The 26514-nt window shown below is 37.1% G+C and carries 18 protein-coding genes; 14 read left to right on the top strand and 4 right to left on the bottom strand.

Features of this window, described 5'->3' with window-relative positions; genetic code table 11:
- Positions 1–16 precede the first annotated feature (16 nt).
- The 12 genes from ACRD7B_RS04560 (at position 17) to ACRD7B_RS04505 (ending at position 22781) form a co-directional block, all read left to right on the top strand.
- Positions 17–1783 (top strand): RagB/SusD family nutrient uptake outer membrane protein, encoded by a 1767-nt coding sequence (locus ACRD7B_RS04560; protein ID WP_430823291.1) that lies wholly within the window; start codon positions 17–19, stop codon positions 1781–1783.
- A 31-nt stretch (positions 1784–1814) separates the two neighbouring features.
- Positions 1815–2843, top strand: a complete 1029-nt coding sequence (locus ACRD7B_RS04555) for a DUF5627 domain-containing protein (RefSeq protein WP_430823290.1) — start codon at positions 1815–1817, stop codon at positions 2841–2843.
- Positions 2844–2862: 19 nt separating this feature from the next.
- Positions 2863–5016, top strand: coding sequence for an endo-1,4-beta-xylanase (locus ACRD7B_RS04550; protein ID WP_430823289.1), 2154 nt, complete (start codon positions 2863–2865; stop codon positions 5014–5016).
- 361 nt (positions 5017–5377) lie between these two features.
- A complete protein-coding gene (locus ACRD7B_RS04545) occupies positions 5378–7915 on the top strand; it encodes a glycosyl hydrolase 115 family protein (RefSeq protein WP_430823288.1) in 2538 nt (845 codons plus the stop codon).
- A 3-nt stretch (positions 7916–7918) separates the two neighbouring features.
- On the top strand, positions 7919–9847 hold the full coding sequence (locus ACRD7B_RS04540) for a sialate O-acetylesterase (RefSeq protein ID WP_430823287.1): 1929 nt from the start codon (positions 7919–7921) through the stop codon (positions 9845–9847).
- A gap of 11 nt (positions 9848–9858) precedes the next feature.
- A complete protein-coding gene (locus tag ACRD7B_RS04535) occupies positions 9859–11319 on the top strand; it encodes an MFS transporter (RefSeq protein WP_430823286.1) in 1461 nt (486 codons plus the stop codon).
- 40 nt (positions 11320–11359) lie between these two features.
- The gene (locus ACRD7B_RS04530) at positions 11360–12502 is read left to right on the top strand and encodes an endo-1,4-beta-xylanase (RefSeq protein ID WP_430823285.1); all 1143 of its coding nucleotides are present in this window, start codon (positions 11360–11362) and stop codon (positions 12500–12502) included.
- A 29-nt stretch (positions 12503–12531) separates the two neighbouring features.
- Complete coding sequence (locus ACRD7B_RS04525) at positions 12532–13500, top strand: glycoside hydrolase family 43 protein (protein ID WP_430823284.1); 969 nt, start codon at positions 12532–12534, stop codon at positions 13498–13500.
- 389 nt (positions 13501–13889) lie between these two features.
- The gene (locus ACRD7B_RS04520; RefSeq protein WP_430823283.1) at positions 13890–15638 is read left to right on the top strand and encodes a glycoside hydrolase family 43 protein; all 1749 of its coding nucleotides are present in this window, start codon (positions 13890–13892) and stop codon (positions 15636–15638) included.
- A 33-nt stretch (positions 15639–15671) separates the two neighbouring features.
- The gene (xyl3A, locus tag ACRD7B_RS04515; RefSeq protein WP_430823282.1) at positions 15672–18269 is read left to right on the top strand and encodes a xylan 1,4-beta-xylosidase; all 2598 of its coding nucleotides are present in this window, start codon (positions 15672–15674) and stop codon (positions 18267–18269) included.
- A gap of 27 nt (positions 18270–18296) precedes the next feature.
- Positions 18297–20222 carry a glycoside hydrolase family 97 protein gene (locus tag ACRD7B_RS04510; protein WP_430823281.1) on the top strand — a complete coding sequence of 642 codons (1926 nt, stop codon included), beginning with the start codon at positions 18297–18299 and terminating at the stop codon, positions 20220–20222.
- 150 nt (positions 20223–20372) lie between these two features.
- Positions 20373–22781, top strand: coding sequence for a glycoside hydrolase family 95 protein (locus tag ACRD7B_RS04505; RefSeq protein ID WP_430823280.1), 2409 nt, complete (start codon positions 20373–20375; stop codon positions 22779–22781).
- Positions 22782–22900: 119 nt separating this feature from the next.
- Here ACRD7B_RS04505 and ACRD7B_RS04500 read toward each other — a convergent pair whose 3' ends face one another.
- The 3 genes from ACRD7B_RS04500 to ACRD7B_RS04490 form a co-directional block, all read right to left on the bottom strand.
- The gene (locus tag ACRD7B_RS04500) at positions 22901–23152 is read right to left on the bottom strand and encodes a transposase (RefSeq protein ID WP_430823279.1); all 252 of its coding nucleotides are present in this window, start codon (positions 23150–23152) and stop codon (positions 22901–22903) included.
- Positions 23115–23279, bottom strand: coding sequence for a hypothetical protein (locus tag ACRD7B_RS04495; protein ID WP_430823301.1), 165 nt, complete (start codon positions 23277–23279; stop codon positions 23115–23117). Before ACRD7B_RS04495 ends, ACRD7B_RS04500 begins: the two co-directional genes overlap by 38 nt.
- A 120-nt stretch (positions 23280–23399) precedes the next feature.
- Positions 23400–23675 (bottom strand): DUF4372 domain-containing protein, encoded by a 276-nt coding sequence (locus ACRD7B_RS04490; protein WP_430823278.1) that lies wholly within the window; start codon positions 23673–23675, stop codon positions 23400–23402.
- 285 nt (positions 23676–23960) lie between these two features.
- Here ACRD7B_RS04490 and ACRD7B_RS04485 point away from each other — a divergent pair, with 285 nt between their 5' ends.
- Entirely contained in the window at positions 23961–25412 is a 1452-nt protein-coding gene (locus ACRD7B_RS04485) for a GAF domain-containing sensor histidine kinase (protein ID WP_430823277.1), read from the top strand.
- Positions 25402–25773: a response regulator gene (locus ACRD7B_RS04480; protein WP_430823276.1), complete on the top strand. Its 372-nt coding sequence runs from the start codon at positions 25402–25404 to the stop codon at positions 25771–25773. The genes ACRD7B_RS04485 and ACRD7B_RS04480 overlap by 11 nt, the downstream gene beginning before the upstream one ends.
- A gap of 357 nt (positions 25774–26130) precedes the next feature.
- Here ACRD7B_RS04480 and ACRD7B_RS04475 read toward each other — a convergent pair whose 3' ends face one another.
- Positions 26131–26373 (bottom strand): transposase, encoded by a 243-nt coding sequence (locus ACRD7B_RS04475; RefSeq protein ID WP_430823275.1) that lies wholly within the window; start codon positions 26371–26373, stop codon positions 26131–26133.
- Positions 26374–26514: the final 141 nt, after the last annotated feature.

The following is a 26514-nucleotide window of genomic DNA, read 5'->3' as shown; positions in this document are numbered from 1 at the left end:
ATCAAAAAGAAAAGTTATGAAAAATATATTTAGATTTTTGGTTCTTCTATTTGTAATAACATCGTGTGATGATGTGTTTGAGCCCGCATTGGAAAACATACGTGATTTGGATGATATCTATGATGAACCTAATTTTGCGCAAGGTCTGCTGGCTAATGCGTATATTCTACTTCCGTATTCATCCAATCCAACAAGCGAAGTTGCAACAGATAATGCAGTAATAAACGATATCGATAATAATTATCTGTCGATGGCAACCGGATCGTGGAGTTCTGATAATAATCCAACGTCCCAATGGGATACTAGGCAAAATGCAATTCAATACATTAATTTGTTTTTGGCCAATACTGATTCAGTATTATATAGTAAAGATGAGGCTATCAATACAATGTTCAATGACAGACTCAGAGGAGAAAGCTATGCATTGAGAGCCTTACATACGTATTATCTTTTAATGGCTCATGGTGGTTGGTCGGAAGATGGACGACTATTGGGAATAACGATTCGAACAGAACCGGAAACGATAGAGTCAGATTTTAATTTGCCCCGTAATACATTTCAGGAATGTCTTGATCAGGTTTTTGATGATATTGATCAAGCATTAGAACTTTTGCCGTTAGATTATGGAGATATTAGTGATGCGGAAATTCCTCAGAAATATAAGGACTTGGGTGTTACCAATGCAGGAGATTATAACAGGGCGAATGGAGATCATATTAAAGGTAGAATTAGTGGTCGTATTGTTGAAGCAGCCAGAGCTCAAGTTGCACTGTTGGCTGCCAGCCCTGCTTATTCTTCTGGTAATGATGTGAATTACGAAGAAGCTGCACAATTTGCAGCCCAGGTATTAAATCGCATTAATGGAATAGCCGGAATAGATATGAATGGTGGAACCTGGTATGCAAATGCTTCTGAGATTGATAACCTGGGAGCTGGAGTTGTACCTGCAGAAATTGTTTGGCGAAGCCCAATAGAAACAAGCAATACTCTTGAGACTGATAATTTTCCGCCTTCCATTTATGGGAATGGAAGGATCAATCCAACACAAAATTTGGTTGATGCCTTCCCAATGAGTAATGGATATCCCATTTCTCACAATAGTTATGATCCTAAGTTTCCATATCAAAACCGAGATCCCCGATTGGAGCAGTATGTAGTGGTTAATGAGAGTGTACAAGGGCCTAATGATTCGCAAATTATTACAGGTACATATGGTGATAATAGCGATGGTATTAATAAAGATAACGGATGGTCAACAAGAACTGGGTATTACCTGAGAAAGTTGCTAAGAAAGGATTGTAATCCTGATCCAACTTATAATACCCAACAAAAACACTATACAGCCCGAATTAGGTACACCGAATTATTTCTTATTTATGCAGAGGCGGCTAATGAAGCATGGGGACCAAGCGGAACAGGTGGAAATGCTTATTCAGCATATGATGTAATTAAAGCTATCCGACAAAGAGCAGGTATAGATGAAGAAGATCTTTACCTTGAATCAATAAAAGGTGATAAAGACCAAATGAGGGAGCTTATTAGAAACGAGAGGCGCTTAGAGTTATGTTTCGAAAACCATCGTTTTTGGGATTTAAGAAGATGGAAGGTCTCTGATTTAAATGAAACTGCACTCGGAATGCAAATAGGAGATGTTGATGGAACCAAGGTTTATACTCCTGTTGAGGTAGAAATAAGAAACTATAAACCACACATGTATTATGGACCTATTCCATACAGAGAATTACAAAAATGGAGTGCATTAGTTCAAAATGCGGGTTGGTAATTTAATTGAAAAAGTGAAAGCTATGATTAAGATGAAACAATATAAAGGAATTTGGGGACTGAGTATTTTATTATTTGGCTTCTTGATTACATCTTGTGAGAATAAAGAAGCCATTTTTCCTGACTTTGAGTATACGACGGTGTATTTTGCTAATCAATATCCTATTAGGACTATTGTTTTGGGTGATGACATCTTTGATAATACATTGGATAATGAGCATAAATGCAAGATTTATGCAACCATGGGAGGTGTTTATAAAAATGATAAAAACATAGAAATTGATGTAAAAGTAAGCAATGAACTATGTGATAATTTATACTATTCCAATGGTGATGAAGTGTTACCAATGCCATCAGAATATTATTCATTGGCTTCTGATAAGATTTTATTAAAGAAGCAAATGCAAGGTGGTGTAGAGGTGCAATTGACGGATGCTTTCTTCGCAGATGAAAATGCCCTCAAAAACACTTATGTAATACCTTTGGTAATGACGAATGTAGTAAATGCTGATTCAATTCTTTCAGGTGTCGCTTTGGGTGACTCACCCATTAGGTCTAATGGAGCGGATTGGGATATTGTGCCAAAAGATTATGTAATGTATTGTGTCAAGTATATTAATGAGTGGGATGCAATTTACTTAAGAAGAGGAACAGACGAAATAGAAACTGGTAATGAGGTTGAGACAGTAATTCGTAGAGAAGAGATTGTTGAAAATGATGAGTTAGCTACTTGCTCTACTGTTTCTTTAAATTCTATTGAAATGCCAATCACTATTCAGAATGCGAATAGTGAAAATGTTACTTGTACTCTACTATTAACTTTTAATCAGGATGATAATTGCACAATTTCATCAGCTGGTAGTGATTTTTCTGTTGCCGGTTCAGGTAAATTTGTGATTAATGGAGAGAAGAATAGTTGGGGTGACAAAGATCGTAATGCTTTGTATCTTGATTATACAATCGACATGGAAGGTAAAAAATATTCAACCAAAGATACGCTTGTTGTTAGAGACAGGGGTGTTAAACCTGAATATTTTACTCCCGAATATATAGTATTGTAGTATTTAAATCCATAAAATAATGAAGTATTTAAATAAAATAGGATTAGGAGTCATTGCCATTTTGGCAATGAATTCCTGTGCCGATGATAGTTTACTTGACTTTGATGTCAAGAAACCTGAGAGTATTCAAATGTATGAATACCTGAAAGACTATGATGTATTAAAGACATATGTAGATCGCACTGAAAACCCTGATTTCATATTGGGAGCAGGAGTCTCACTTAACGATTACATTCAAAAAGATTATAGAAATAGTTTTATTTCTTCCAATTTTGATGAAATGACTGCTGGTTATGCAATGAAACATGGCGCCATCGTAAAAGATAATGGTAGCATGTCTTTCGTCGGAGTCCAAAACTTTGTTGAAACTGCAAAGGAAGACGGAATCACTATTTATGGGCATACATTATGTTGGCATGCTAACCAAAATGCGACTTATCTGAATAGCATAATTGCTGATCGTGAAATTGAAGCTGATCCTGAGGATGCCAACAATGCATTAAAAATTACAACTCCAGAGGCAAACGCCAATATCTGGGATTGGCAGTTAGAATACACAATGCCTACTCCATTAACTGAGGGAGAGGAATATACATTAACAATGCGTGCAAAAGCTTCAAGTGCATATACAGTAGGGTTTTGGCGAACAGATGGAGCAACAACCGATTATGGGCCGGATATTGCTTTGGGTGAAACTTGGGGAGATGTTACCGTAACATTTACACCAAGTATGAATGCTACCAGATTACAATTTTGTTTCGGAACATTTGGAGGTGATTTATTTTTTGATGATATGGTTCTTACCGCAAGTGGTTCTGAAGATAATTTAATTGAAAATGGAAACTTCGATGCAGATGATCTTAGTCAGTGGGGAAAACCGAGTTGGCATGCTTACACATATTTGATTGAAGCTATTGCAGCAGGACCTGGTACCTATTGGACAAACTTGGTAAACAATAGTGATGTCGAAAATGATGATGTTTCCAGTTTCTTTGCCACAGAAGCAAATGATGGTCCAAATCCCGCTACAATTGGTGAGGCAGGAACAGGAGCAGATGGTGTGGGGAGAGCAATTGTTGTTAAATCGGGAGATGCGCCTAGCAATCCATGGGATACTCAGTTCTTTGTCAAAGGACCCCAGCAATTGGAAGAAGGTCAAGCCTATCGGTTTAGCATGAAGGTTAAAGCGGATAAAGCTGCAAGCACCGAATCTCAAGCGCATAATGAACCGGGAGGCTATTTACATTGGTCAATGGTTGGTAGTCCAAACGTTACAACCGAATGGCAGGAATATTCTAATTCTGGTGTAATTTCAGCAGCTCAGGCAGGTATGAACACCATTGCTTTTAATCTTTCAGTTTTTGCGGAAGCCAATACGTATTATTTCGATGATATTGTATGGGAAATTGAGGAATCGGGAAATTCAATACCTCTGACACCTGAAGAAAAAAGAGATACTATTTCATATGCTTTAGAAGCATGGATGTCTGGTATGTTAGAAGTATCAAAAGACTATGTAAAAGCATGGGATGTGGTAAACGAGCCAATGGATGATGGCAATCCTTATGAACTAAAATCAGGCGTAAATAAAGCTCCTGAAGATTTTGCAAGTGATGAATTTTACTGGCAGGATTATTTAGGTAAAGATTATGCTGTGATGGCCTTTAATATGGCTCGTCAATACGGTAATGAAAATGATATTCATTTTATTAATGATTATAATTTAGAGTATAATTTAGATAAATGTAAAGGTTTAATTGCATATGTTGAGTACATTGAGGCTCAAGGTGCCAGAGTTGATGGAATCGGAACGCAAATGCATATTAATGTTGATTCTGATAAAGATAAGATTGCTCAAATGTTTGAACTTTTAGCGGCAACTGGTAAGCTAATAAAAGTGTCGGAGTTGGATATTGGCCTTGGCAACCGGAAAAAAACATCAGAAGCAACAGAAGAAGATTATCAAGCACAGGCTGAAATGTATGCATATGTAGTGAATAAGTACAAGGAATTGATTCCTGTAACGCAACAGTATGGAATAACAGTTTGGAGTCCTACTGATAGTCCCTCAGAATCTTCTTGGAGAGGTGGAGAACCTATTGGATTATGGACTTTAGATTATTCACGCAAACACTCATATGCAGGCTTTGCAGATGCATTGTCAGGTGAATAAATAGGTGCTAAATTATAAAATAAAAGGAGGTTTTTGTCGAATGAAGCCTCCTTTTTTGTCTTATTAAAGTGTATTCTATTAGGCACATACGATTCCTTTGAAGTACGCATATATCTTATATTTGAAACAATATACTCAAAATTAAAAGGCCTTTTATTTAAGTCAATTTATATTTGATTGGAAATGAAAAAATAAAACTGATTTGTCTTGTAAAGACAATCACATTCAAATTTTATTGTCAATGCATCAACATCTAACACATTTTTGTCTTGATTCTGAATTGGAATTCTAAAATAAGTAAAAAGAGATCTATTATACCATACACTTAATTAACATTAATAGAATACTAAAGTATATGAATTTGGAAAAAATATTTTTTAAGTTGGTTTTTACCATTATGTTGTTAAGCTTATCATGGGAATGCAATTTAAGTTTTGCGCAAAATATTAACACTGACGTCTCATTTAAACAGGTTGATGAAAGTTTTGCTTTGGTTTCGGATGCTAATAAGGTGACGCCTATTGTCATAGATAATTCTGACTATCAGGGCGTTTTAGTTGTTGGTGGTTGGTTTGTCAATGATCTGAAAATGGTTTCAGGCCAGGTGGCAAAAATTTATCAATCGGAATTACCTCAGGCTAAGCAAGTGGTTTTAGTCGGAACCATCGGTAAAAACAAGTGGATTGATCAGTTAATAAAAGACGGTAAAATTGATGTTTCGGATTTTAAAGGTCAGTGGGAAAGAAGTCTTACTCAGGTTGTTGAAAATCCTTTTCCTGGCATAGAACAAGCATTGGTGTTGGCCGGTAGTGATAAAAGAGGTACAATTTATGCTATGCTTAACTTATCCCGAGCTATTGGCGTTTCACCATGGTATTGGTGGGCCGATGTGCCGGTTGATAAACACGAAGCGGTTTATGTGAAAGCCGGCCGTTATGTAACGGAAAGTCCGAAAGTAAAATATAGAGGAATCTTTCTGAATGATGAAGAACCAGCCTTAGGTGGTTGGGTTCGTGCAACCTTTGGTGGATTTAATTCAAAGTTTTACAGTCATGTTTTTGAGTTAACATTGCGTTTACGAGGAAACTTCTTGTGGCCGGCCATGTGGGGGAAAGCATTTTTCGATGACGATCCTGAAAATGGTGCTCTGGCCGATAAGCTTGGAATTGTTATGAGCACCTCACATCACGAGCCAATGGGTCGTGCACAAGAGGAATGGCATCGTTATGGTTCCGGTCTCTGGAATTACAACAAAAACAAAGAAGTTCTTTCTGATTTCTGGAAAGAAGGAATGGAACGTAATAAAGACTGGGAAACTATTGTAACAGTTGGTATGCGTGGCGATGGTGATGAGGCCATGGAGGAGGGCACTAACATTTCGTTGTTAGAAAAAATTGTGAAAGATCAGCGCAAAACCATAAGCAAAGTAACCGGTAAAAAAGCGGAAGAAACGCCTCAGGTGTGGGCCTTATATAAAGAAGTGCAGGATTATTATGATAAAGGAATGCGCGTGCCTGATGATGTAACCTTGTTGTTTTGTGATGATAACTGGGGTAATGTTCGAAAATTACCAGATGTAAATGCTCCGGTTCATGAAGGGGGCTATGGTATGTATTATCATGTCGATTATGTCGGAGGTCCGAGAAGTTACAGATGGATTAATGTGAGCCAGATTCAACGGATTTGGGAGCAAATGAACCTGACCTATAGTCATGGTGTTGATCGCATTTGGGTGTTAAATGTGGGCGACTTAAAACCAATGGAGTTTCCGATTACCTTTTTTCTGGATATGGCTTGGGATCCGACAGCTTTTAATTCACAAAATTTATATGAGTATACTGTTGACTGGTGTGCCGAACAGTTTGGTGAAAAATATGCCAAAGATGCAGCCCGTATTCTAAATTTGTATACTAAATACAACCACCGGGTTACACCTGAGTTACTCGATCATAGAACATTCAGTCTCGAAAACTATAATGAGTTCGAACGAGTACGTAATGATTATCGCGATTTAACACTGGATGCATTACGAATTTATAACTTCATTCCAAACGAATATAAAGATGCTTTCGACCAGTTGATACTTTTCCCCACAAATGCCAGTTGCAACCTTTACGAAATGTATTATGCTGTGGCGAAAAACCGTCAGCTGGCGGCTGAAAACGATCCGGAAGCAAATTACTGGGCTGATGTTGTGAAAGAATGCTTTGATCGAGATTCGCTGTTGACCGTTCATTATAATGAGCAAATCGCTGACGGCAAATGGATTCACCAAATGGATCAGATACGGATTGGCTATAAAACATGGGCCGAACCACGCAGAAATACAATGCCTGATGTGATAAGGGTTGAAGAGCCGGTAATTCCAAATTCTGAACTTGCCTTTTGTGAATCTGATGGTTATGTCTCTATCGAAGCTGTTAATTATCAAATAGCTAAAGGAACTGGTGAAATCAATTGGCAGGTAATACCCGATTTGGGTAAAACCGAATCAGGCGTTACTACCTTCCCTCAAAATATATATCCTGCCGCAACCGATTCGGTTTATCTGGAATATAGCGTTGATTTTAAATCGACCGGTAAATTCAATATACATGTATTGATGTCTCCAACTTTGAACTTTAACTCCAATAAGGGTTTACGTTATGCTGTTTCTTTTGACGGAGGCGAAGAACAGGTTGTTAATTTCAATGGTCATTATAAAGGTGAGCTAGGGAAATGGCAAGCTGAAAGGATTATTAAAACAACAATACAACATCGAATTGACCAGATTGGCATGCACCGAATTCGAGTTCGTGTACTCGAACCGGGAATTGTTTTTCAGAAAATACTCATTGATACAGGCGGATTAAAACCTAGCTATTTGGGTGCCCCTCAGAGCAAACTATCAAAAATATAAGAAATGAATCGATACAAAATTACATCTCGATTACTTATTATTTTCGTTCTTGGAATATTATCTTTCAGTTCACAGGCTGAGGTTAAACTTCCTCGTCTTGTGAGTAATGGCATGATTCTTCAGCGTGACGAATCTTTAAAGATATGGGGATGGGCCGATCCCTCTGAAAAAGTGAAAATAGAGTTTTTAGATAAAACCTATAAAACCAAAGCTGATAAAGCCGGAAATTGGACACTGGAGCTTGCCCCAACGGAGGCTGGCGGTCCTTATACTATGAAAATTAACGATATCGAATTGATCGATATTCTAGTTGGTGATGTATGGTTATCATCCGGGCAATCGAATATGGAATTACCTGTTCGTAGGGTAATGGATTTGTATGCCGATGAAATCAAGCAAGTAAATAATACCAATATCCGATTGTTTCGTTCTTCAACTAGGAAAGATGAAAAAAAGGCACAATCTGATTATCCCGATGGAGAATGGCTGTCTGCAACACCAAAAAATATTGGTGAGTTTTCGGCTGTTTCATGGTTCTATGCCAACAATCTGCATGAAAAATATCAGGTACCAATAGGTATTATCAGTACCGCCATTGGAGGTTCACCTGCTGAATCGTGGTTAAGTAAAGCTAAGGTTGAGAAATACCTTGATGACTGGACTGCAAAGAAGGCACATAGTGATTTTATTCGGGCAAAGATAAAAGAAGAAGAGCCTGAAAAACTAGCATACAATTGGGGTTATGAGGTGAATGAAAATGACCCTGGTGCCGGTAAATGGTCAAAAGATGATGTTGATATTTCGGATTGGAAGCAAATATCATTACCAGGATATTGGTCAGACAAAGGTGTTCAGTTGAGGAATGGATCGATTTGGTTTTGCAAGGAATTTGAGGTGGCCGATTCGTTGGCTGCAAAAGAAGCTATTCTGCGTCTAGGGTGCATTATTGACAGTGACTCATCTTTCATAAACGGTGTTTTTGTTGGAAACATAACTTACCGATATCCTCCACGTATTTACTCAGTGCCCAAAGGAGTACTTAAAACTGGGAAGAACAAGTTGATGGTGCGGGTATTTAGTCATGGAGGTCGTGGTGGTTTCGTCGAAGAAAAACCCTACGAGTTGAGAGTAGATGCACAAGTAATCGATTTAACAGGTGAATGGAAATATCATATAGGGGCTGCTCTTAATCCGCCCCAATTACCTGGTGGTCCCGGTTTTATGCCCGGAGGCTTGTATAACAGTTTGATTAATCCGGCTCTAAATTACAAGTTAAAAGGGGTAATTTGGTTTCAAGGTGAATCAAACACTGGTCGCGGAAAGGAATACGAGCAACTGTTTAAAAATATGATTCAGGATTGGCGGACAAATTTTTCTCAGCCCGAATTACCATTCTTGTATGCTCAGTTGGCTAATTTGGGTGTTCCCCAAAAGGAAACAGTAAATAGTGGCTGGGCTGAAGTTCGTGATGCACAGCGTCGCACATTAGAACTGTTAAATACAGGTATGGCGGTTACCTTCGATATTGGAGAGTGGAACGACATTCACCCTTTAAATAAAAAGGAAGTAGCACGACGTTTGTTTCTCGAGGCTCAGCGTATTGCTTATAACGACAGTTCGATTGTTAGTTCCGGGCCTTTGTACGAGTCGATGAAAACCGAAGATGGTAGTATCATCCTCACATTTAAATCAGTCGGGCAGGGCCTATATGCCAACAGCCTCTTAGAAGGATTTCAGATTGCTGGAGAGGATGGTCGCTTCGTATGGGCTAATGCAGTGGTAATGAGCTATAATACTGTAAAGGTGTGGAGTTCAGGAATTACCGTTCCTAAAATAGTACGATACGCCTGGGAGGATAATCCGGCAAATGCAAATCTGAAAAATAAAGAGGGGCTTCCAGCTTCCCCTTTTACAACCGAAAACATAAATTAATAAACTAAATAATGAAAACAATTTCTCATAAGCTCTCTGTTGTCGAAAAAATCGGGTATAGTCTTGGTGATCTGGCAGCCAATCTGGTTTTTCAAACCTTGATTACCTATTTAGCTTATTTCTATACCGATATTTATGGACTTGAAAACAACGATGCCTCTGTAATTATGCTCGTTGTAGGTCTCGTTGCAGCCTTTTTGTTTAACCCGATCATCGGTGCATTAGCTGACCGAACAAATTCTAGATGGGGAAAGTTTCGACCATGGATTTTATATACATCGGTTCCGATGGGAGTAGTGGCATTATTAGCCTTTACAACACCCGACTTCTCATACCAGGGTAAACTGTTTTATGCTGCAGCAACCTATACTTTATTATTGTTGTTGTATGCGGGGAGCAATTTACCCTATTCAGCTTTGAGTGGTGTAATTACAGGTGATATGGGTGAGCGTAACAGTATCTCTTCTTATCGTTTTGTGGCGGTGATGTTTGCTCAGTTTTTCGTGCAGGTTTTTATGTTGCCAATTATCGAATATGCAGGTGGTGGCGATAAAGCAGCAGGAATGGAGGTAGTAATGACCTGGTTGGCTATTACTGGAACTATTATGTTGATTATTACCTTTTTTACAACCAAAGAACGAATTGTTCCCAAACCCGAACAAAATTCAACTCTAAAAGAAGATATCTCGGATCTTGTAAAAAATAGACCTTGGATCATTATGCTCACGGTGACCATTCTTATTTTTATCACCCTGGCAATGAAGGGAGGAGCGTATGTTTATTATTTTAACAACTACGTTGATGCAATTGCGTTAGAAAAATTCATTCAACCCATTCTGAAGGTTTTATCTGCTATCGGACTCAACTTCTTTGGCTCTGATCCAACTTCTGCAGGTTTCGGACTATTTAATGCTGGTGGTATCATCTTTATGATTGTGGGTATTTCTTTTTCTAAAAAACTGGCCGACAAATATGGTAAACGGGATGTGTATATAAGTGGATTGTTTGTTTCAACCTTGTTCATTCTTGCTTTTTATGTTTTTCCCGCACAAAGTGTGGTACTAATGTTTACATCTCAGATTTTTCACGGTTTCTTTTACGGTATTACCATTCCAATTCTTTGGGCAATGATTGCCGATGTTGCAGATTATTCCGAATGGAGAAATAACCGCCGAGCTACAGCTATTATATTTTCTGCCATGATGGTTGGTTTAAAAGCCGGATTGGCAATTGGTGGAGCATTGGTTGCCTGGATTCTTGGTTTGTATGGATATGTGCATAAAGAATTGTTGGATGCTGGTAGGGAAATTATTCAGCCCGAATCGGTTAGTGTTGGAGCAAAGATGCTGGTTAGTGTTTTTCCATCAATTCCTTTCTTAGTGGCTACCGGATTGCTTTTCTTTTATGTAATTAATAAAAAAATGGAAGTGCAGCTCGAAAAAGATTTGATGGCAAGGCGAAATGAAGAATAAAAACAATAAAATAACAGTAATTCAATAAAATACAGACAAAATGAAAAAAGTGAAATATAAACCCTTATTACTTGTTCTTGCAGCGTTGCAATTGATTGCATGTAACGGACCACAGCAAGCAAATAAGGAAACGCTGAAAGATGCTTTTGCTGGTAAATTCTATATTGGTACAGCTCTTAATGAATGGCAAATTACGGGTCGTGATACCGCTTCCTTAAATGTGGCAAAAGAACATTTTAATGCCATCGTTGCCGAGAATTGTATGAAAAGTGGAGAAATACAGCCGGAAGAAGGGGTTTTTGATTTTTCACTGGCCGATAAATTTGTTGATTTTGGTGAGCAACACAACATGTTCATCACCGGTCATTGCTTGATATGGCATTCGCAGGCTCCTAGATGGTTTTTTACCGATAGCTTGGGAAACGATGTTACACGTGAGGTTTTAATTGGCCGTATGAAAACTCATATTGAAACAGTAGTGGGGCGTTATAAAGGTAGAATTAAAGGCTGGGATGTAGTAAATGAGGCAATTATTGAAGATGGGTCCTTTCGTAAAAGTAAGTTCTACCAGATTGTTGGTGAAGACTTTATTAAATTGGCTTTTCAGTTTGCCCACGAAGCCGATCCTGATGCTGAGCTGTATTATAACGACTATAACGAATGGTACCCGGGAAGGCGTGATGCAATAGTGGAAATGATTCGAAAATTTAAGGCCAATGGTATTCGCATTGACGGAATAGGTATGCAGGGACATATTGGTATGGAAGGTCCATCTATCGAAGAATACGAGGAAGCCATAACAGCTTATGCCAATGAGGGCATGAAAGTAATGGTAACTGAGTTGGATATGTCCATTTTACCCAAGCCAAGATTTGGTGATATTGGCGCAGATATATCCACAAATTTCGAATATCGCAAGGAAATTAACCCATATGAAGATGGAAATGTTCCGCAGGAGAAACAAGATGAATGGGATTCACGAATGCTTGACTTTTTCAACCTGTTTTTAAAACATTCAGATGACATAACAAGGGTTACGCTTTGGGGTGTCAATGATAAAACATCTTGGAAAAATAACTTTCCGGTTAGGGGACGGACAGATTATCCTTTGTTATTTGACCGGGAAAATCAACCCAAATCTGTAGTTGAAAAATTGATTGATTTGGCTAAGCAGACGAAGTAAGTATAAGAAAAACAATAAAAATATTCAGAATGAAAGAACCAAGATACCTTGTGCCTCATTTATACACTGCCGATCCGGCTGTACACGTGTTTAATGGCAAGTTATATATCTATCCTTCACACGATGTTGAGTCGGGCATACCCGAAAACGATAATGGTGATCACTTTGATATGCGCGATTATCATATCTTTTCAATGGATGATATTGAAGGAGATGTTACAGACCATGGTGTCGGTCTCGATGTGAAAGATATTCCGTGGTCAGGACGTCAGTTGTGGGATTGTGATGCAGCTTATAAAAACGGAAGGTATTATCTATATTTTCCGTTAAAGGATCAAACCGACATTTTCCGCATTGGAGTGGCAGTTAGTGATAAACCTGAAGGTCCTTTTATTCCCCAAGAAGCACCAATGAAAGGAAGTTATTCAATTGACCCTTGTATATTTGAAGATGAAGATGGTGTGCATTACATGTATTTTGGTGGTTTGTGGGGTGGGCAATTGCAGCGATACAGAAACAATAAAGCCATTGAATGCGGGCATGAGCCTAATGACGATGAACCGGCATTGCCATCGAGAGTTGTAAAGTTGAGTGATGATATGCTCGAGTTTGGCGAAGAACCTAAAGAAGTGATTATTTTGGATAAAAAAGGTGATGTAATTTCTGCAGGTGACCACGATCGCCGTTTTTTTGAGGCATCGTGGATGCACAAGTACCAAGGTAAGTACTATTTCTCCTACTCAACCGGAGATACTCACAAACTGTGCTATGCCATTGGTGATAATCCGTATGGACCATTTACTTATCAAGGGGTTATTTTAACGCCAGTAGTTGGTTGGACCACACATCATTGTGTTGTTGAGTTTAAAGATAAATGGTACTTGTTTTATCACGATTGTGTTCCATCTGATGGCAAAACCTGGTTACGAAGCTTAAAAGTCATTGAACTGCATTACGACAAAGATGGTCAGATTGAAACTATCAATGGAATGATCTAGTCTTATCTATGCAATAAATTAATAAAGGAGTAAAGCAGAAACCTTCTAATCTAAGTGACTTTTATTGGTCGTGGATTAGAAGGTTTTTTTATATCATAAGGTTTAATTGGCATCGTAGCTTTATTATACTCTTTCTGATATATATTTTCCTTAATGATTCTTTAGCAATAATTGTACATGGTCAATGTTTTAAAGCGAACTTCAAACGAAATATCCGAAATTATAGATGGAATATCTAAGATTTAAATAGTAACCCTTTTCTATCAGTTAGTTTTACTCCAAATGAGGTTTGTGTATTTTGTAGGATAGATATTCAATACTTCAACTAATAGCATCGGCCAATATGGCTTTATGAATAATAATTTGTATTAAAAAAAATATTGTAGACAATGAAGAATACCCGGCAGACAATATGGACACTAATTGCATTACTAATGACTTTAAAAGTATATGCGAAACAACCGGTTAAGAAAGATAAAGTGACGAATGCCCCAGTCTTTTCAGCCTTTACTTATGAGGGTACAGACGAAGTGTATAGTAACACCCCCTTAAATGGGAATGAGTTTTATAATCCAATCCTGCAAGGTTGTTACCCCGACCCTGCCATAGCTAAAAAAGGTGAGGATTATTTTATGGTTTGTTCATCGTTTGCCATGTTTCCTGGTGTTCCTATTTTTCATTCTAAAGATTTGGTTAACTGGACAGACCTTGGTGGAGTGTTAAACCGTGAATCACAACTAGATGTATCCGACTGTGGTATTAGTGCCGGAATATATGCCCCTGGTATTACCTATAACAAATACAATGATACTTTTTACATGATAACCACCGGGTTTACCGGTGGTTTGGGTAACTTTATTGTAAAGACCAAGGATCCTTTGAAAAAGAATTGGAGTGATCCTATCAAATTAAAATTTGACGGTATTGACCCATCGATCTTCTTTGATGACGACGGTAAGGCTTATGTTGTGCACAATGATGCTCCTGACCAGGGTAAAGAATTATATGTTGGTCATCGTGTCATAAAAATTTGGGAGTACGATATTGAAAATGATCAAATAATTGAAGGAACTGATAAGATTATTGTAGATGGAGGTGTTGATTTAGCTAAAAAACCAATTTGGATCGAAGCACCGCATATGTATAAAAAAGATGGAAAATATTATTTGATGTGTGCCGAAGGTGGAACTGGAGGTTGGCATAGCGAAGTGATTTTCAAAGCAGATAATCCCAAAGGTCCCTATATTCCAGCTCCTAGTAATCCTATTCTTACACAAAGGTATTTTAATAAAATCCGAGATAACAAAGTGGATTGGGCTGGACATGCAGATATTATTGAAGGTCCTGATAGAAAACACTACGGTGTATTTTTAGCAATACGCCCTAACGAAAAGCAGCGTGTAAATACTGGTCGTGAAACCTTTATCTTACCCGTTGACTGGTCGGGTGAATGGCCTGTTTTTGAAAACGGTTTAGTGCCATTAGAGCCTAAATTACCCCTGCCAGAAGGTGTTGAAAATAAAACCGGAGTTAATGGATTTTTTCCAAACGGAAACTTTACATATGAAGAGGATTTTTCTGGAGAAAATTTAGACTACAGATGGATTGGTTTAAGAGGCCCTCGTGAAAAGTTTATTGAAAAAGTAGCAAACGGAATCAGGATTAAACCATTTGATACCAACATAAAGGAAGTGAAACCGACTTCAACATTGTTTTATCGTCAAATGCACAGTAGCTTTTCATATTCCGCTACAATGAGTTATAAACCAACAAGTGAAAATGATTTGGCAGGTATTGTTTGTTTGCAAAACGAAAACTCCAATTATGTTTTTGGTGTAACTAAAAAAGGAAAAGATTACTATTTGCTTTTACAAAGAAATTTCAAAAATCGATTTCAAAAAGAATTAAGTTCTGAGATTATATCTTCAACAAAAATAGACATTTTAAAACCTATTGATTTGCAAGTGTCTGCTGAGGGTGATAATTATAATTTCTCTTATTCAATAAACGGGAATGATTTTATTAACGTAGGTGGAGTTGTATCGGGAGATATTCTTTCAACTGATGTAGCAGGTGGCTTTACTGGATGTTTGTTGGGCTTATATGCAACGTCAGCTAATGATGCCATTGTTGATTAGTTTAAAAAAACAGAGACTTTTAAATAATACTCAATGAATAATATTAGGCAAATTTTAATGGTGACTATGGCTTTAACTGTTTTTACAGTTAAAGCCCAGTTTCCATATCAAAATTCAAACCTGAGCTCAGAAGAAAGGGCAAAAGATTTAATTTCAAGACTAACACTTGACCAAAAGGCCGCCCTAATGTGCGACCAGTCTGATCCGATACCTGAATTGGGTGTTAAACGATTTAACTGGTGGAGCGAGGCTCTGCATGGCTATGCAAATAATGATAGTGTTACTGTCTTTCCTGAGCCTATCGGAATGGCAGCATCATTCAACGATGAATTATTATATCGTATATATGATGCAGTTTCGGATGAAGCACGAGCGAAATATCATCAATGGATACAGGCTGGTAATGAAAATAAACGCTTCTTGAGTCTTTCAGTTTGGACGCCTAATGTTAATATTTTTAGAGACCCTCGATGGGGGCGAGGACAGGAAACATATGGTGAAGACCCATACCTTACTTCGCGTATGGGTGTTGCTGTGGTAAAAGGATTGCAAGGACCTGAAGATGCGAAATATCGCAAATTGTTGGCTTGTGCAAAACATTATGCTGTCCATTCAGGTCCCGAATGGAGCAGGCATGAGCTGAATTTGAATAATGTAAATCCTCGTGAGTTATACGAAACATATCTGCCCGCTTTTAAAGCGTTAGTTCAAGAGGCTGATGTCAGGCAGGTTATGTGCGCCTATCAGCGTTTAGATGATGAACCTTGCTGCGGAAATACACGTTTACTGCAGCGTATTCTTCGCGATGAGTGGGGCTTTGATTATTTGGTCGTCTCCGATTGTGGGGCAGTGACCGATTTTTTCACCACTCATAATGTATCTTCCGATGCGGTTCACGCAGCTTCTAAAGCGGTACTTTCGGGTACCGACGTTGAATGCGTATGGGAGAATTACCCATTTAAGAACCTTCCCGAAGCTGTTGAGCGAGATTTAATAAAAGAGGAAGATATTGACAAAAGTCTGATGCGTGTTTTGGTTGGCCGTTTTGATCTTGGTGATTTTGATAATGATTCGATTGTACCTTGGGCGCAAATTCCTGCATCAGTTCTTAACAATGAGATACATCGTCAGCTTGCCCTTGACATGGCTAGGCAAAGCATGACTCTTCTACAGAATAAAAACAATGTGTTACCTCTGTCGAAAAAGAGTAAAAAAATTGCTGTTATTGGTCCTAATGCCAACGACGAACCTATGTTGTGGGGGAATTATAATGGGACACCAGTGCGTACTATTTCAATTCTTGAAGGAATACAAACTAAAATAACAACAAACAAAATTTTGTATGATAAGGCTTGTGATCTGGTTGAAGACAAGGTAACCGTTAGTTACTTTAGTCAGTGTTCGGTTGATGGTAACCCAGGTTTTAAAGCAACTTACTGGAATAATCCAAATCGAGAAGGAGATATTGTAACAACTCAACAAATTGTAAACCCTATAAAAATGACCACGGCAGGTCAACACGAATTTGCATCAGGGGTAAAACTCGAAGGTTTTTCGGCTGTATACGAAACTGAGTTTATTCCAAAGATTAGTGAAGAAATTGTTTTTAAGGGCGGAGCAACCGGTTATTTTGAATTATTGGTTAATGGTGAAACCATTAAAAAGTATAACAATTGGAGAACACTGTCATCACGAATGCCTTTTAGGGTTGAGGCCGGACAGAAATATAAAATTCAAATTCTCTATAATCAGTCAAATAACTGGCAGGCTAATATTGAATTTGACTTTGGTAAAGAAATAGATGTTGATTATACAAACCTGATCAATAAGTTAAAAGGAGTTGATGATGTAATTTTTGTTGGAGGATTATCCGGTAACCTTGAAGGAGAAGAAATGCCGGTTAATTATCCGGGTTTTAAAGGTGGAGACCGAACAAATATCGAACTACCATCGGTACAGCGTAATTGCTTGAAGGCTTTGAAAGAAGCAGGCAAAAAAGTGATTTTCGTGAATTGCTCAGGATCGGCTATTGCATTGGCTCCTGAAACAGAGAGTTGCGATGCCATTTTACAGGCCTGGTATCCAGGCGAATCGGGTGGTCTGGCGGTTGCTGACGTGTTGTTTGGCGATTATAACCCTTCAGGAAAGTTACCTGTAACTTTCTATGAAAACTCTGAAAAGCTTGGTGATTTCGAGGATTATTCAATGAAAGGAAAAACCTATCGTTATACAACTGAAGCTCTGTTTCCGTTTGGGTTTGGTTTAAGTTATACACAGTTCAATATTGGAGAGGCTAAAGTTGACAAAAGTACTATCCATGCCAATGAGTCTGTGCAACTAACTATTCCTGTAACCAATGCGGGAAAACGCAATGGTACCGAAATAGTGCAGGTTTATATCCGCAAAGTTGATGATTTGGAAGGACCGATTAAAAATCTGAGAGCTTTTAAACGGGTTGAAGTATCAAAGGGTAAAACTGTCAAAACTACCATTGAAATACCCTCATCATCGTTTGAGTTCTACGATTGGTCACAGCGAAGAATGACTGTTACCGAAGGAGAATTTGAAATCCTATATGGAACTAGTTCAAAAGATGCGGATCTAAAAAAACTTAGAATTTCCATTTTATAAGGAATCAATTTTTTTAAAAGTAGCGTAATGAGACTTTCAAATACCCTGATTATTATTCTGCTTCTTGGAGTTGTTAATAGTTTTGCCAGGACTACAATTAACTCTCCCAATAAAAAACTTCAACTTCAATTAATAAACCATCAGAAAAGTGATTATAGTAATTGGTATTTAAAAGTAGAGTATCTTGTTGGTGAGCATTATAAAGAAATAATTCCACGTATTGATTTGGGCTTGGAAAGAGAAGATCAGGTATTTTCAAAAGAATTAAAACTGGTTAAGACGAGTAAAACCCATGCTATACATGAAGGCTATGCTTCCAGACATGGTAAACGATCTAATCGAACGAATGATGGGAATGAAGTTATCCTTAATTTTATCACTCCACAAAAAACAAAACTGAATCTGTTTTTACGAACTTATAACGATGGAATTGCTTTCCGATATGAATTTCCGGATAAGCAAGGTAGTTATATCATAAATGATGAACTAACAGCTTATTCTGTTTCGGATAGCACAAAACGATGGTTAGAGAAGTTTAATCCTGCAAACGAAGGTCTTTATTCTTGCATGCTGGATGGAAGCGTGCAACAGGATTGGTGCTATCCGGCACTGTTTCAGAGTCCCGACAGTCTTTGCTGGTTTCTGATTCATGAAGCAGACCTTGATCGAAACTACTGCGGAACCAAATTGACAAATTTTAAAGATGGAAATGTTTATAAACTCACTTTTCCTGATGAATGGAATGGCAGAGGTACAGGCCACATACTTCCATCAATAACATTACCCTGGAAATCACCCTGGAGAAGTATTATTGTTGGTAGTTTGGCCGATATTGTTGAATCAACCTTGATTGATGACCTTTCATCTCCTTCAGTATTAACGGATGCAAGCTGGATTAAACCGGGATTATCATCCTGGAATTATTGGTCGAATAATCATGGTACAAGAGACTATCAGGTTGTGTGTAAATTTGCTGATTTGGCTGCCGATATGGGATGGCCCTATACACTGCTCGATTGGGAGTGGGATGCCATGGGCAATGGAGGTAATCTAAATGATGCACTGAGCTATATTCATTCATTGGGTTTAAAACCGTTGATTTGGTATAACTCTGGTGGCGATCATACATGGGTTGGTGCAACGCCTAAAGACAGGATGCTCACACACGAAAACCGAATGGCTGAGTTTAGGAAACTTAAAGAGATGGGTATTGCAGGTGTAAAAGTTGACTTTTTTGAAAGTGAAAAACAGAATATGATTAACTATTACCTGGATATACTGGAAGATGCAGCCCGTTTTGAAATAATGGTCTATTTTCATGGATGTCTAGTGCCGCGTGGCTGGCAGCGTACTTACCCTCACCTGATGACTTATGAGGGAGTTCGCGGTGCCGAATGGTACAATAACGGGCCGGAGTTTACAACAACAGCACCAGAGCACAATACTACTTTGCCATTTACCCGCAATGTAGTTGGTTCAATGGATTATACTCCTGTAACCTTTACCAACTCTCAATATACGCACATCACTTCTTATGCTCACGAATTAGCACTTAGTGTGGTGTTTGAGTCCGGCATTCAACATATGGCTGATCGTCCTGAAGGGTATAATCGATTACCCTATTTTGTTAAAAATTTCCTTAGAACTGTACCTTGTAGTTGGAATGATATAAAGTTGCTGGACGGTTATCCGGGGCAATTTGCTGTTGTGGCTCGCCAAAAAGGTAATGCCTGGTATGTTGGTGGTATCAATTCTGATTCGAAGGAAAAAAAACAAACTGTCAAATTCGATTTTTTGCCTATTAGTGGTAAATACAAACTAACATTGATTGCTGATGGAGAGCACGATCAAACTTTTTCAATGAAACACATGGTAATTGATAGTAATTCAGTACTTAATGTAAGCATGCTTCGAAGAGGAGGTTTTGCTGCCAAGATTATACCCTTAAATTAATAAATAAAGCTATGAAGTACCTCAAGTTATATTTTTAATTGTAGTTTTCATCAAGTTACGATTGATTGAACGTGTAATTCAGAGCGACAGTTTTAACTGGGTGCTCTGAATTATTTGATTGGAATTCATTGGCTTCAAAAAATATTATGTATGAAAAGGATCTTACTCAATATCTTAGCCACTATACTATTGATTGGTTGCAATAGTTCAAACATTGATAACGATTTAAAACTATGGTACGATAAGCCCGCTATTCACTTCGAAGAGGCTTTAGTTATAGGTAATGGCAAAACAGGTGCAACTGTATTTGGTGGGGTTCATACTGATAAGATTCATCTTAACGATGCCACTTTGTGGAGTGGAGAACCCGTGGATAGATATATGAATCCCAGAGCTTTTAAAAATATTCCCGCTATCAGAAAAGCATTAGAAAACGAAGACTATAAATTAGCCGAACAACTGAATAAAAAAATCCAAGGTAAATTCTCCCAATCGTATGCTCCACTTGGTACCATGTATCTCGAATTTAGTAACCAAAAAAACCTTGAAGATTATTATCGGGAATTAGATATTAGCAATGCTGTTGCAAAAGTTAATTATAAGAGTGATGGGGTAACATATCATCGCGAATATATGGTGTCCAATCCTGATAAGGTGATGGTAATAAAGCTATCCGCTGATAAGAAAAATGCACTAAATTTTAATCTGAAATTTGATAGCCAGTTAAAATTTAAAAGTGTGGCTAATGAAATTACATTAGAAGTGTCTGGATATGCTCCATATTATACTGTACCAAACTATTGGGGTAGTGACAATCCGGTTCGCTTTGAAGAGAGTCGAGGTACAAGATTTTCAGCTCATTTTAGCGTTTTAAATGATGGAGGAGAGATTATTGTAGCGGATAGTTGTTTGCGGGTGAGTGATGCCAATGAAGTGACCTTGTATATCTGTACGGCTACTAGTTTTAATGGTTTTGATAAAAATCCAGCCAGCCAGGGATTGGATAACCAGACTATTGCTGAACAATTAATGGATCAGGCGACAAAGAAAAATTATAAAGCCATAAAATCAGATCACATAAAGGATTATCAATCGTTTTTTAACAGGGTTAAACTGGAGCTAGGCGATTGTAATAGCCCTGAGTTGCCTACAGATCAACGTTTAATCAAATATACAGAGGGAGCAGAAGATAAGGGCTTGGAAATTTTATATTTTCAGTATGGCCGGTACTTGCTGATTTCCAGTTCTCGAACCGATCAGGTTCCGGCTAACTTGCAAGGAATTTGGAATCCTTACCTTCGTCCTCCTTGGAGCAGTAATTATACCATGAATATCAACGTGGAAGAAAATTACTGGTTAGCTGAGTCCGCAAATCTTTCAGAAATGCATCAGCCATTTTTAAATTTTATTGGTAATCTGGCTGAAACAGGTAAAGTTACGGCTAAAACATTTTACGGGGTTGATAAGGGCTGGACAGCTTGCCATAACTCCGATATTTGGGCAATGAGTAATCCAGTTGGAGACTTTGGTTACGGAGATCCCATGTGGGCTTGCTGGAATATGAGTGGAACTTGGGTAGTAACTCACCTTTGGGATCATTATTTATATACGGGTGATAAAACATTTCTTAGTAATTATGCCTATCCGCTAATGAAGGGAGCAGCCGAATTTTGTCTTAATTGGTTAGTTGAAGATAAAAATGGATACCTTATTACTTCACCATCAACATCTCCTGAGAATACTTATATTACCCCTGATGGTTTCAAAGGTGCAACACTTTATGGGGCTACTAGTGACTTGGCTATGATACGCGAATGTTTTGGACAAACCATCAAGGCTTCTCAAATACTTAATATTGATGCTTCCTTGAGAGATAGTATGAGTAGAGCCCTAAGCAAATTATACCCTTATCAGATTGGAAAAAAGGGCAATCTTCAGGAGTGGTATCACGATTGGCAAGATGCTGAACCTCAACATCGTCACCAGACACACTTATTTGGATTGCATCCCGGAAATCATATTACTCCGTTAACTAAACCGGATTTAGCTGAAGCTTGCCGAACATCACTTGAAATAAAAGGTGACGAAACTACCGGGTGGTCAAAAGGCTGGCGAATTAACCTTTGGGCCAGACTTTGGGATGGTAACAGAGCCTATAAGCTTTATCGTGAATTGCTGACCTATGTGCCTCCCCATGGTGCCGAAAACGTGAATTATGGTGGCGGCGGTGGCACTTATCCCAATTTATTAGATGCTCATCCACCTTTTCAGATAGATGGTAATTTTGGTGGTGCTGCTGGTGTAATTGAAATGTTATTACAATCAAATGAAGAACAGATACTTTTATTACCAGCTTTACCCGATGTATGGTCTGACGGTCAGGTATCCGGAATTTGTGCCAGAGGTGGTTTTGAAATTTCAATGAAGTGGAGGAATGGTAAACTGATAGAAGTAGAAGTTCTTTCAAAAATTGGTAATAGATGCTCTTTAAAGTACAATGAAAAAACGATTGGATTTGATACCAAAGTTGGCGATAAGTATAGTTTTAAGTATAATTGAAATATGCTAAATTCAGAATTTTATAAGAATATACTAATTCATACCTATTCTAGTTTTACTGATCAGTATTTCTTGTACTCCACAATCCTATATAAAGACGGCAAATAGAATTCGAACAACTATTGATACTTACTATAGGTTTTTGCATCCTCTAGTTCAATGTATTCGTCCACAAGTATATGTTGATGTCGGCTTTCTGGAAGCTCTCGTTTGTTAAGACGTTTGAACTTGACAGATTTTTTTAAGCGAACAACAAAATAACTATTGCCTTTATGCCACCTGTAGAGGTTTTCAAAATCAACATATGCTCTATCGGCAACCACCACGACACTTTCAGCTGAGAGTATTATTTCCTTTGGCAGCTTTTGCATCGTTGAGTTTACGATCGGAGAGGTTAATGTATACAGGAAGGCAGCCATCAAAATCTAGTAAAGTATGAAGCTTTATTGCCCCTTTTTTCTTCCTGTATTTTGCCCAATCAAACAGGTTCAGACACAATGATATTGTTGTGGAATCCAATAGCAATATTTTTGATTTGATACGAAATCGCGCTTGCCTAAACTGAGTTATTCCTGATAGCTTGTGCAATAACTCAAAATAATAATCCTGAAACAACTGCTATTCACGGTTTTTATTTTGGTATGACAAAGAAGATTTTGATGGAGAGATTCTTAAACCAAGATGGTTTAAGTTACCTGAAGCAGATTTTAAGCCAGTAGTTACATCATTTAAGGAAGTCAGTTTGGAAAACTGGCAAAAAAGCATGGTTATCAAATGCGTCCAACTATCAATGCCCTTGTTATGTTTGTTCGTTTGGTGCGTTTCTGTTAGGTATAAAAAGAATTCCTGCTTAAAGTTTGAATAATTTGAGCAAACAAGGTTAAATTTGTTCATAGCCAATTAGTATTTTTATGATTAGGCACTATAAAAATATTCGCTCTGGGAAACTGGAGCCTAATAGGCTTTATTTAGGACAGATCTGGTTGGGGAGCAAAAGAAGTTGGAAGAATCCATTGCACCATTGATTGCAGTACCAAAAAAATGCAGCATAGGAAAGTGGACTTTACTTTAGAGATATGGAAAACATAACGAGTTTATATTTATGAAAACCAATTAATGCAGATATATTTTTAAAAAAAATATTGAGAATTAAAAGAAAAATAAATATTAAATTGTGAAATGAAGGATTTTTTTATAAACAGTAGTGATAATAATTCTCAAGATTTTCGTAAATTATCAATAATAACGAAAATAAGTCAAAGTATTATTAATGCCATCGATTATGAGGAGGTTTTGCAGATAATCAGTAATGGGATGTCAGAATTGTTGGAAATAGAAAAAGCTGCCATTTATATTTTGGAAGATGAAACAAAATTATATCTAATGGCTGCAACTCCAACTATTGATCCCAAATTGCCTGATATTTTTAGAAGAGCCAATCTCTTGGATCATCCTCATATTGAAACTGCAATATCAACGAAAAAACCTTTATTTATTTCCGATACTCAAGCTGAAATATTTTCAAAAACAGAGCAAGATATTATTAATCTGAGTAAAGCTCGGTCCTTATTATATCTGCCATTTATTAAGGGGGAAAAAACTTTAGGTGTTTTAATTCTAACTGCATGTGAAGAATCAAAAAACTACTCTGAAAAACAAATCGAGTTTGGTCAAACTGTTGCTAACCAATTGTCGGTTGCAATTCAGAACTCTCAGCTTCATAATAATTTAGTAAAACAGAATGAAAATTTAGAACAATTAGTTGCAGATCGAACTTGTGAATTGGAAGCTAGAAATGAAGAATTAAGAACCGTAAATGAGGAATTGAATTTTAAGAATGAATTGATTTCAGAAAAAAATAAATTAGTACAGGAACAAAAAGAAGAAATAGAAAATACATTGAATTACTTGAAAGCTACACAAAAACAATTAATTCAATCTGAAAAATTGGCTTCGTTAGGTGTTTTAACTGCAGGTATTGCACATGAAATTAATAATCCACTCAACTATATTATGGGCGGATATATAGGCCTAATTAACGAGCTTAAAACATCTGATATTGAAAAGGATGAAAGAATCTCTATATTCCTCCAAGGAATTAAAACTGGCGTTGAACGTGCAGCTGATATTGTTAAAGAATTAAATCAGTTAAGCAGAAGCAATAACAGTTATGAAGACGAATGTGATATTCATTCAATTTTAGATAATTGTCTCAGTGTGCTTAATAGTCAATTTAAAGATAAGATACGGATAGTTAGAAATTACAATGACGATGTATTAATTACAAAAGGTAATACAAATAAACTTCATCAGGTATTTATAAATATTATTTCAAATGCAATTGATTCTATAGAACAAAAAGGCGATATTAAAATCGAAACTTATGTGGTAGATGACAATCTTATAATTGTTATAACCGATACCGGCTGTGGTATTTCGAATGATAACTTAGGAAGAGTTGTCGACCCATTTTTTACTACAAAGGATCCTGGTAAAGGCACTGGGCTGGGTTTGGCAATTACAAATTCAATAATCGAACAACACAATGGTGAATTGCAAATCACATCTGAATTAAATAAAGGAAGTAAAGTTTTAATAAAAGTACCCAAAAGTATAAGAAATGAACAATGACATAAAAATAATGTATGTTGATGATGAAGAATTAAACCTTCAATTATTCAAATTAAATTTCAATAGAAAATATGAAGTAATTATTGCTGAAAGTGGAAGTGCAGCCCTAGAAATTTTGGAAAAACATTCAGATATTTTAATTATAATAAGTGATATGAAAATGCCAATAATGACTGGTATAGAATTTATTAAAAAAGCAAAAGTAAAATATCCACATGTTAAATATTATATTTTAACAGGATATGATATTACAGATGAAATTCAACAGGCACTAGAGTCCAATCTAATATTGAAATATTTCAGAAAACCATTTAATTTTAATGAAATAGATAACGCGATAATGTCTTCTATAAAGAAATAAACAACCGCTAGCCGCTTACTACTTCGAATATGATTAATCACATGGTGCTGAAAAAGTCTATGCTGGCTAAAAGAGTGATTGTATTCGCTTTTTGAACCGAATCCGTCGATACAGTCTATACTTATAGAAATTGATTAAATTCGAAATTCTTTATCTGAATTATAGTTCGGTAAAAAGAACTCAATAAACATCATTATACTGATTAAATAGGCGGGTTAAAAGGAATTTAATAAATAAGTTATATATTAATAGACACTTTTTATTTTATTCTGTTATTATTGCTGTCCAAATCTGTATTAAAACGGCATTGGGTAATGTTCCTAGAAGGACTTGATTTTCAACAACTAATTTATATCTTTAAAATTGCTCAATCTCCCATCTGGCTTTATATAAATCTGATATCGTGTTTGCTGTCCAAGTAAACTGGTTGGTGATTAGTTGTATGTTTTGTTGGTTGATTTGATGTCGGCTTTCTGGAAGATCCTGTTCGACAAGATGTTTTAACTTGACAGATTTCTTTAAGCGAACAACAAAATAACTATTGCCTTTATGCCACCTGTAGAGGTTTTCAAAATCAACATATGCTCTATCGGCGACCACCACGACACTTTCAGCTGAGAGTATTATTTCCTTTGGCAGCTATTGCATCGTTGAGTTTACGATGGGAGAGGTTAATGTATTAAGAAGGCTAAATATGAAATTGAATTCTTATTTACAGTCAAGTCTTTATCAATAAAAGCT

The sequence above is a fragment of the Carboxylicivirga fragile genome (genome assembly GCF_050589805.1).
GTDB lineage: Bacteria > Bacteroidota > Bacteroidia > Bacteroidales > Marinilabiliaceae > Carboxylicivirga > Carboxylicivirga fragile.
This window is presented reverse-complemented; position numbering and strand designations above follow the sequence as displayed.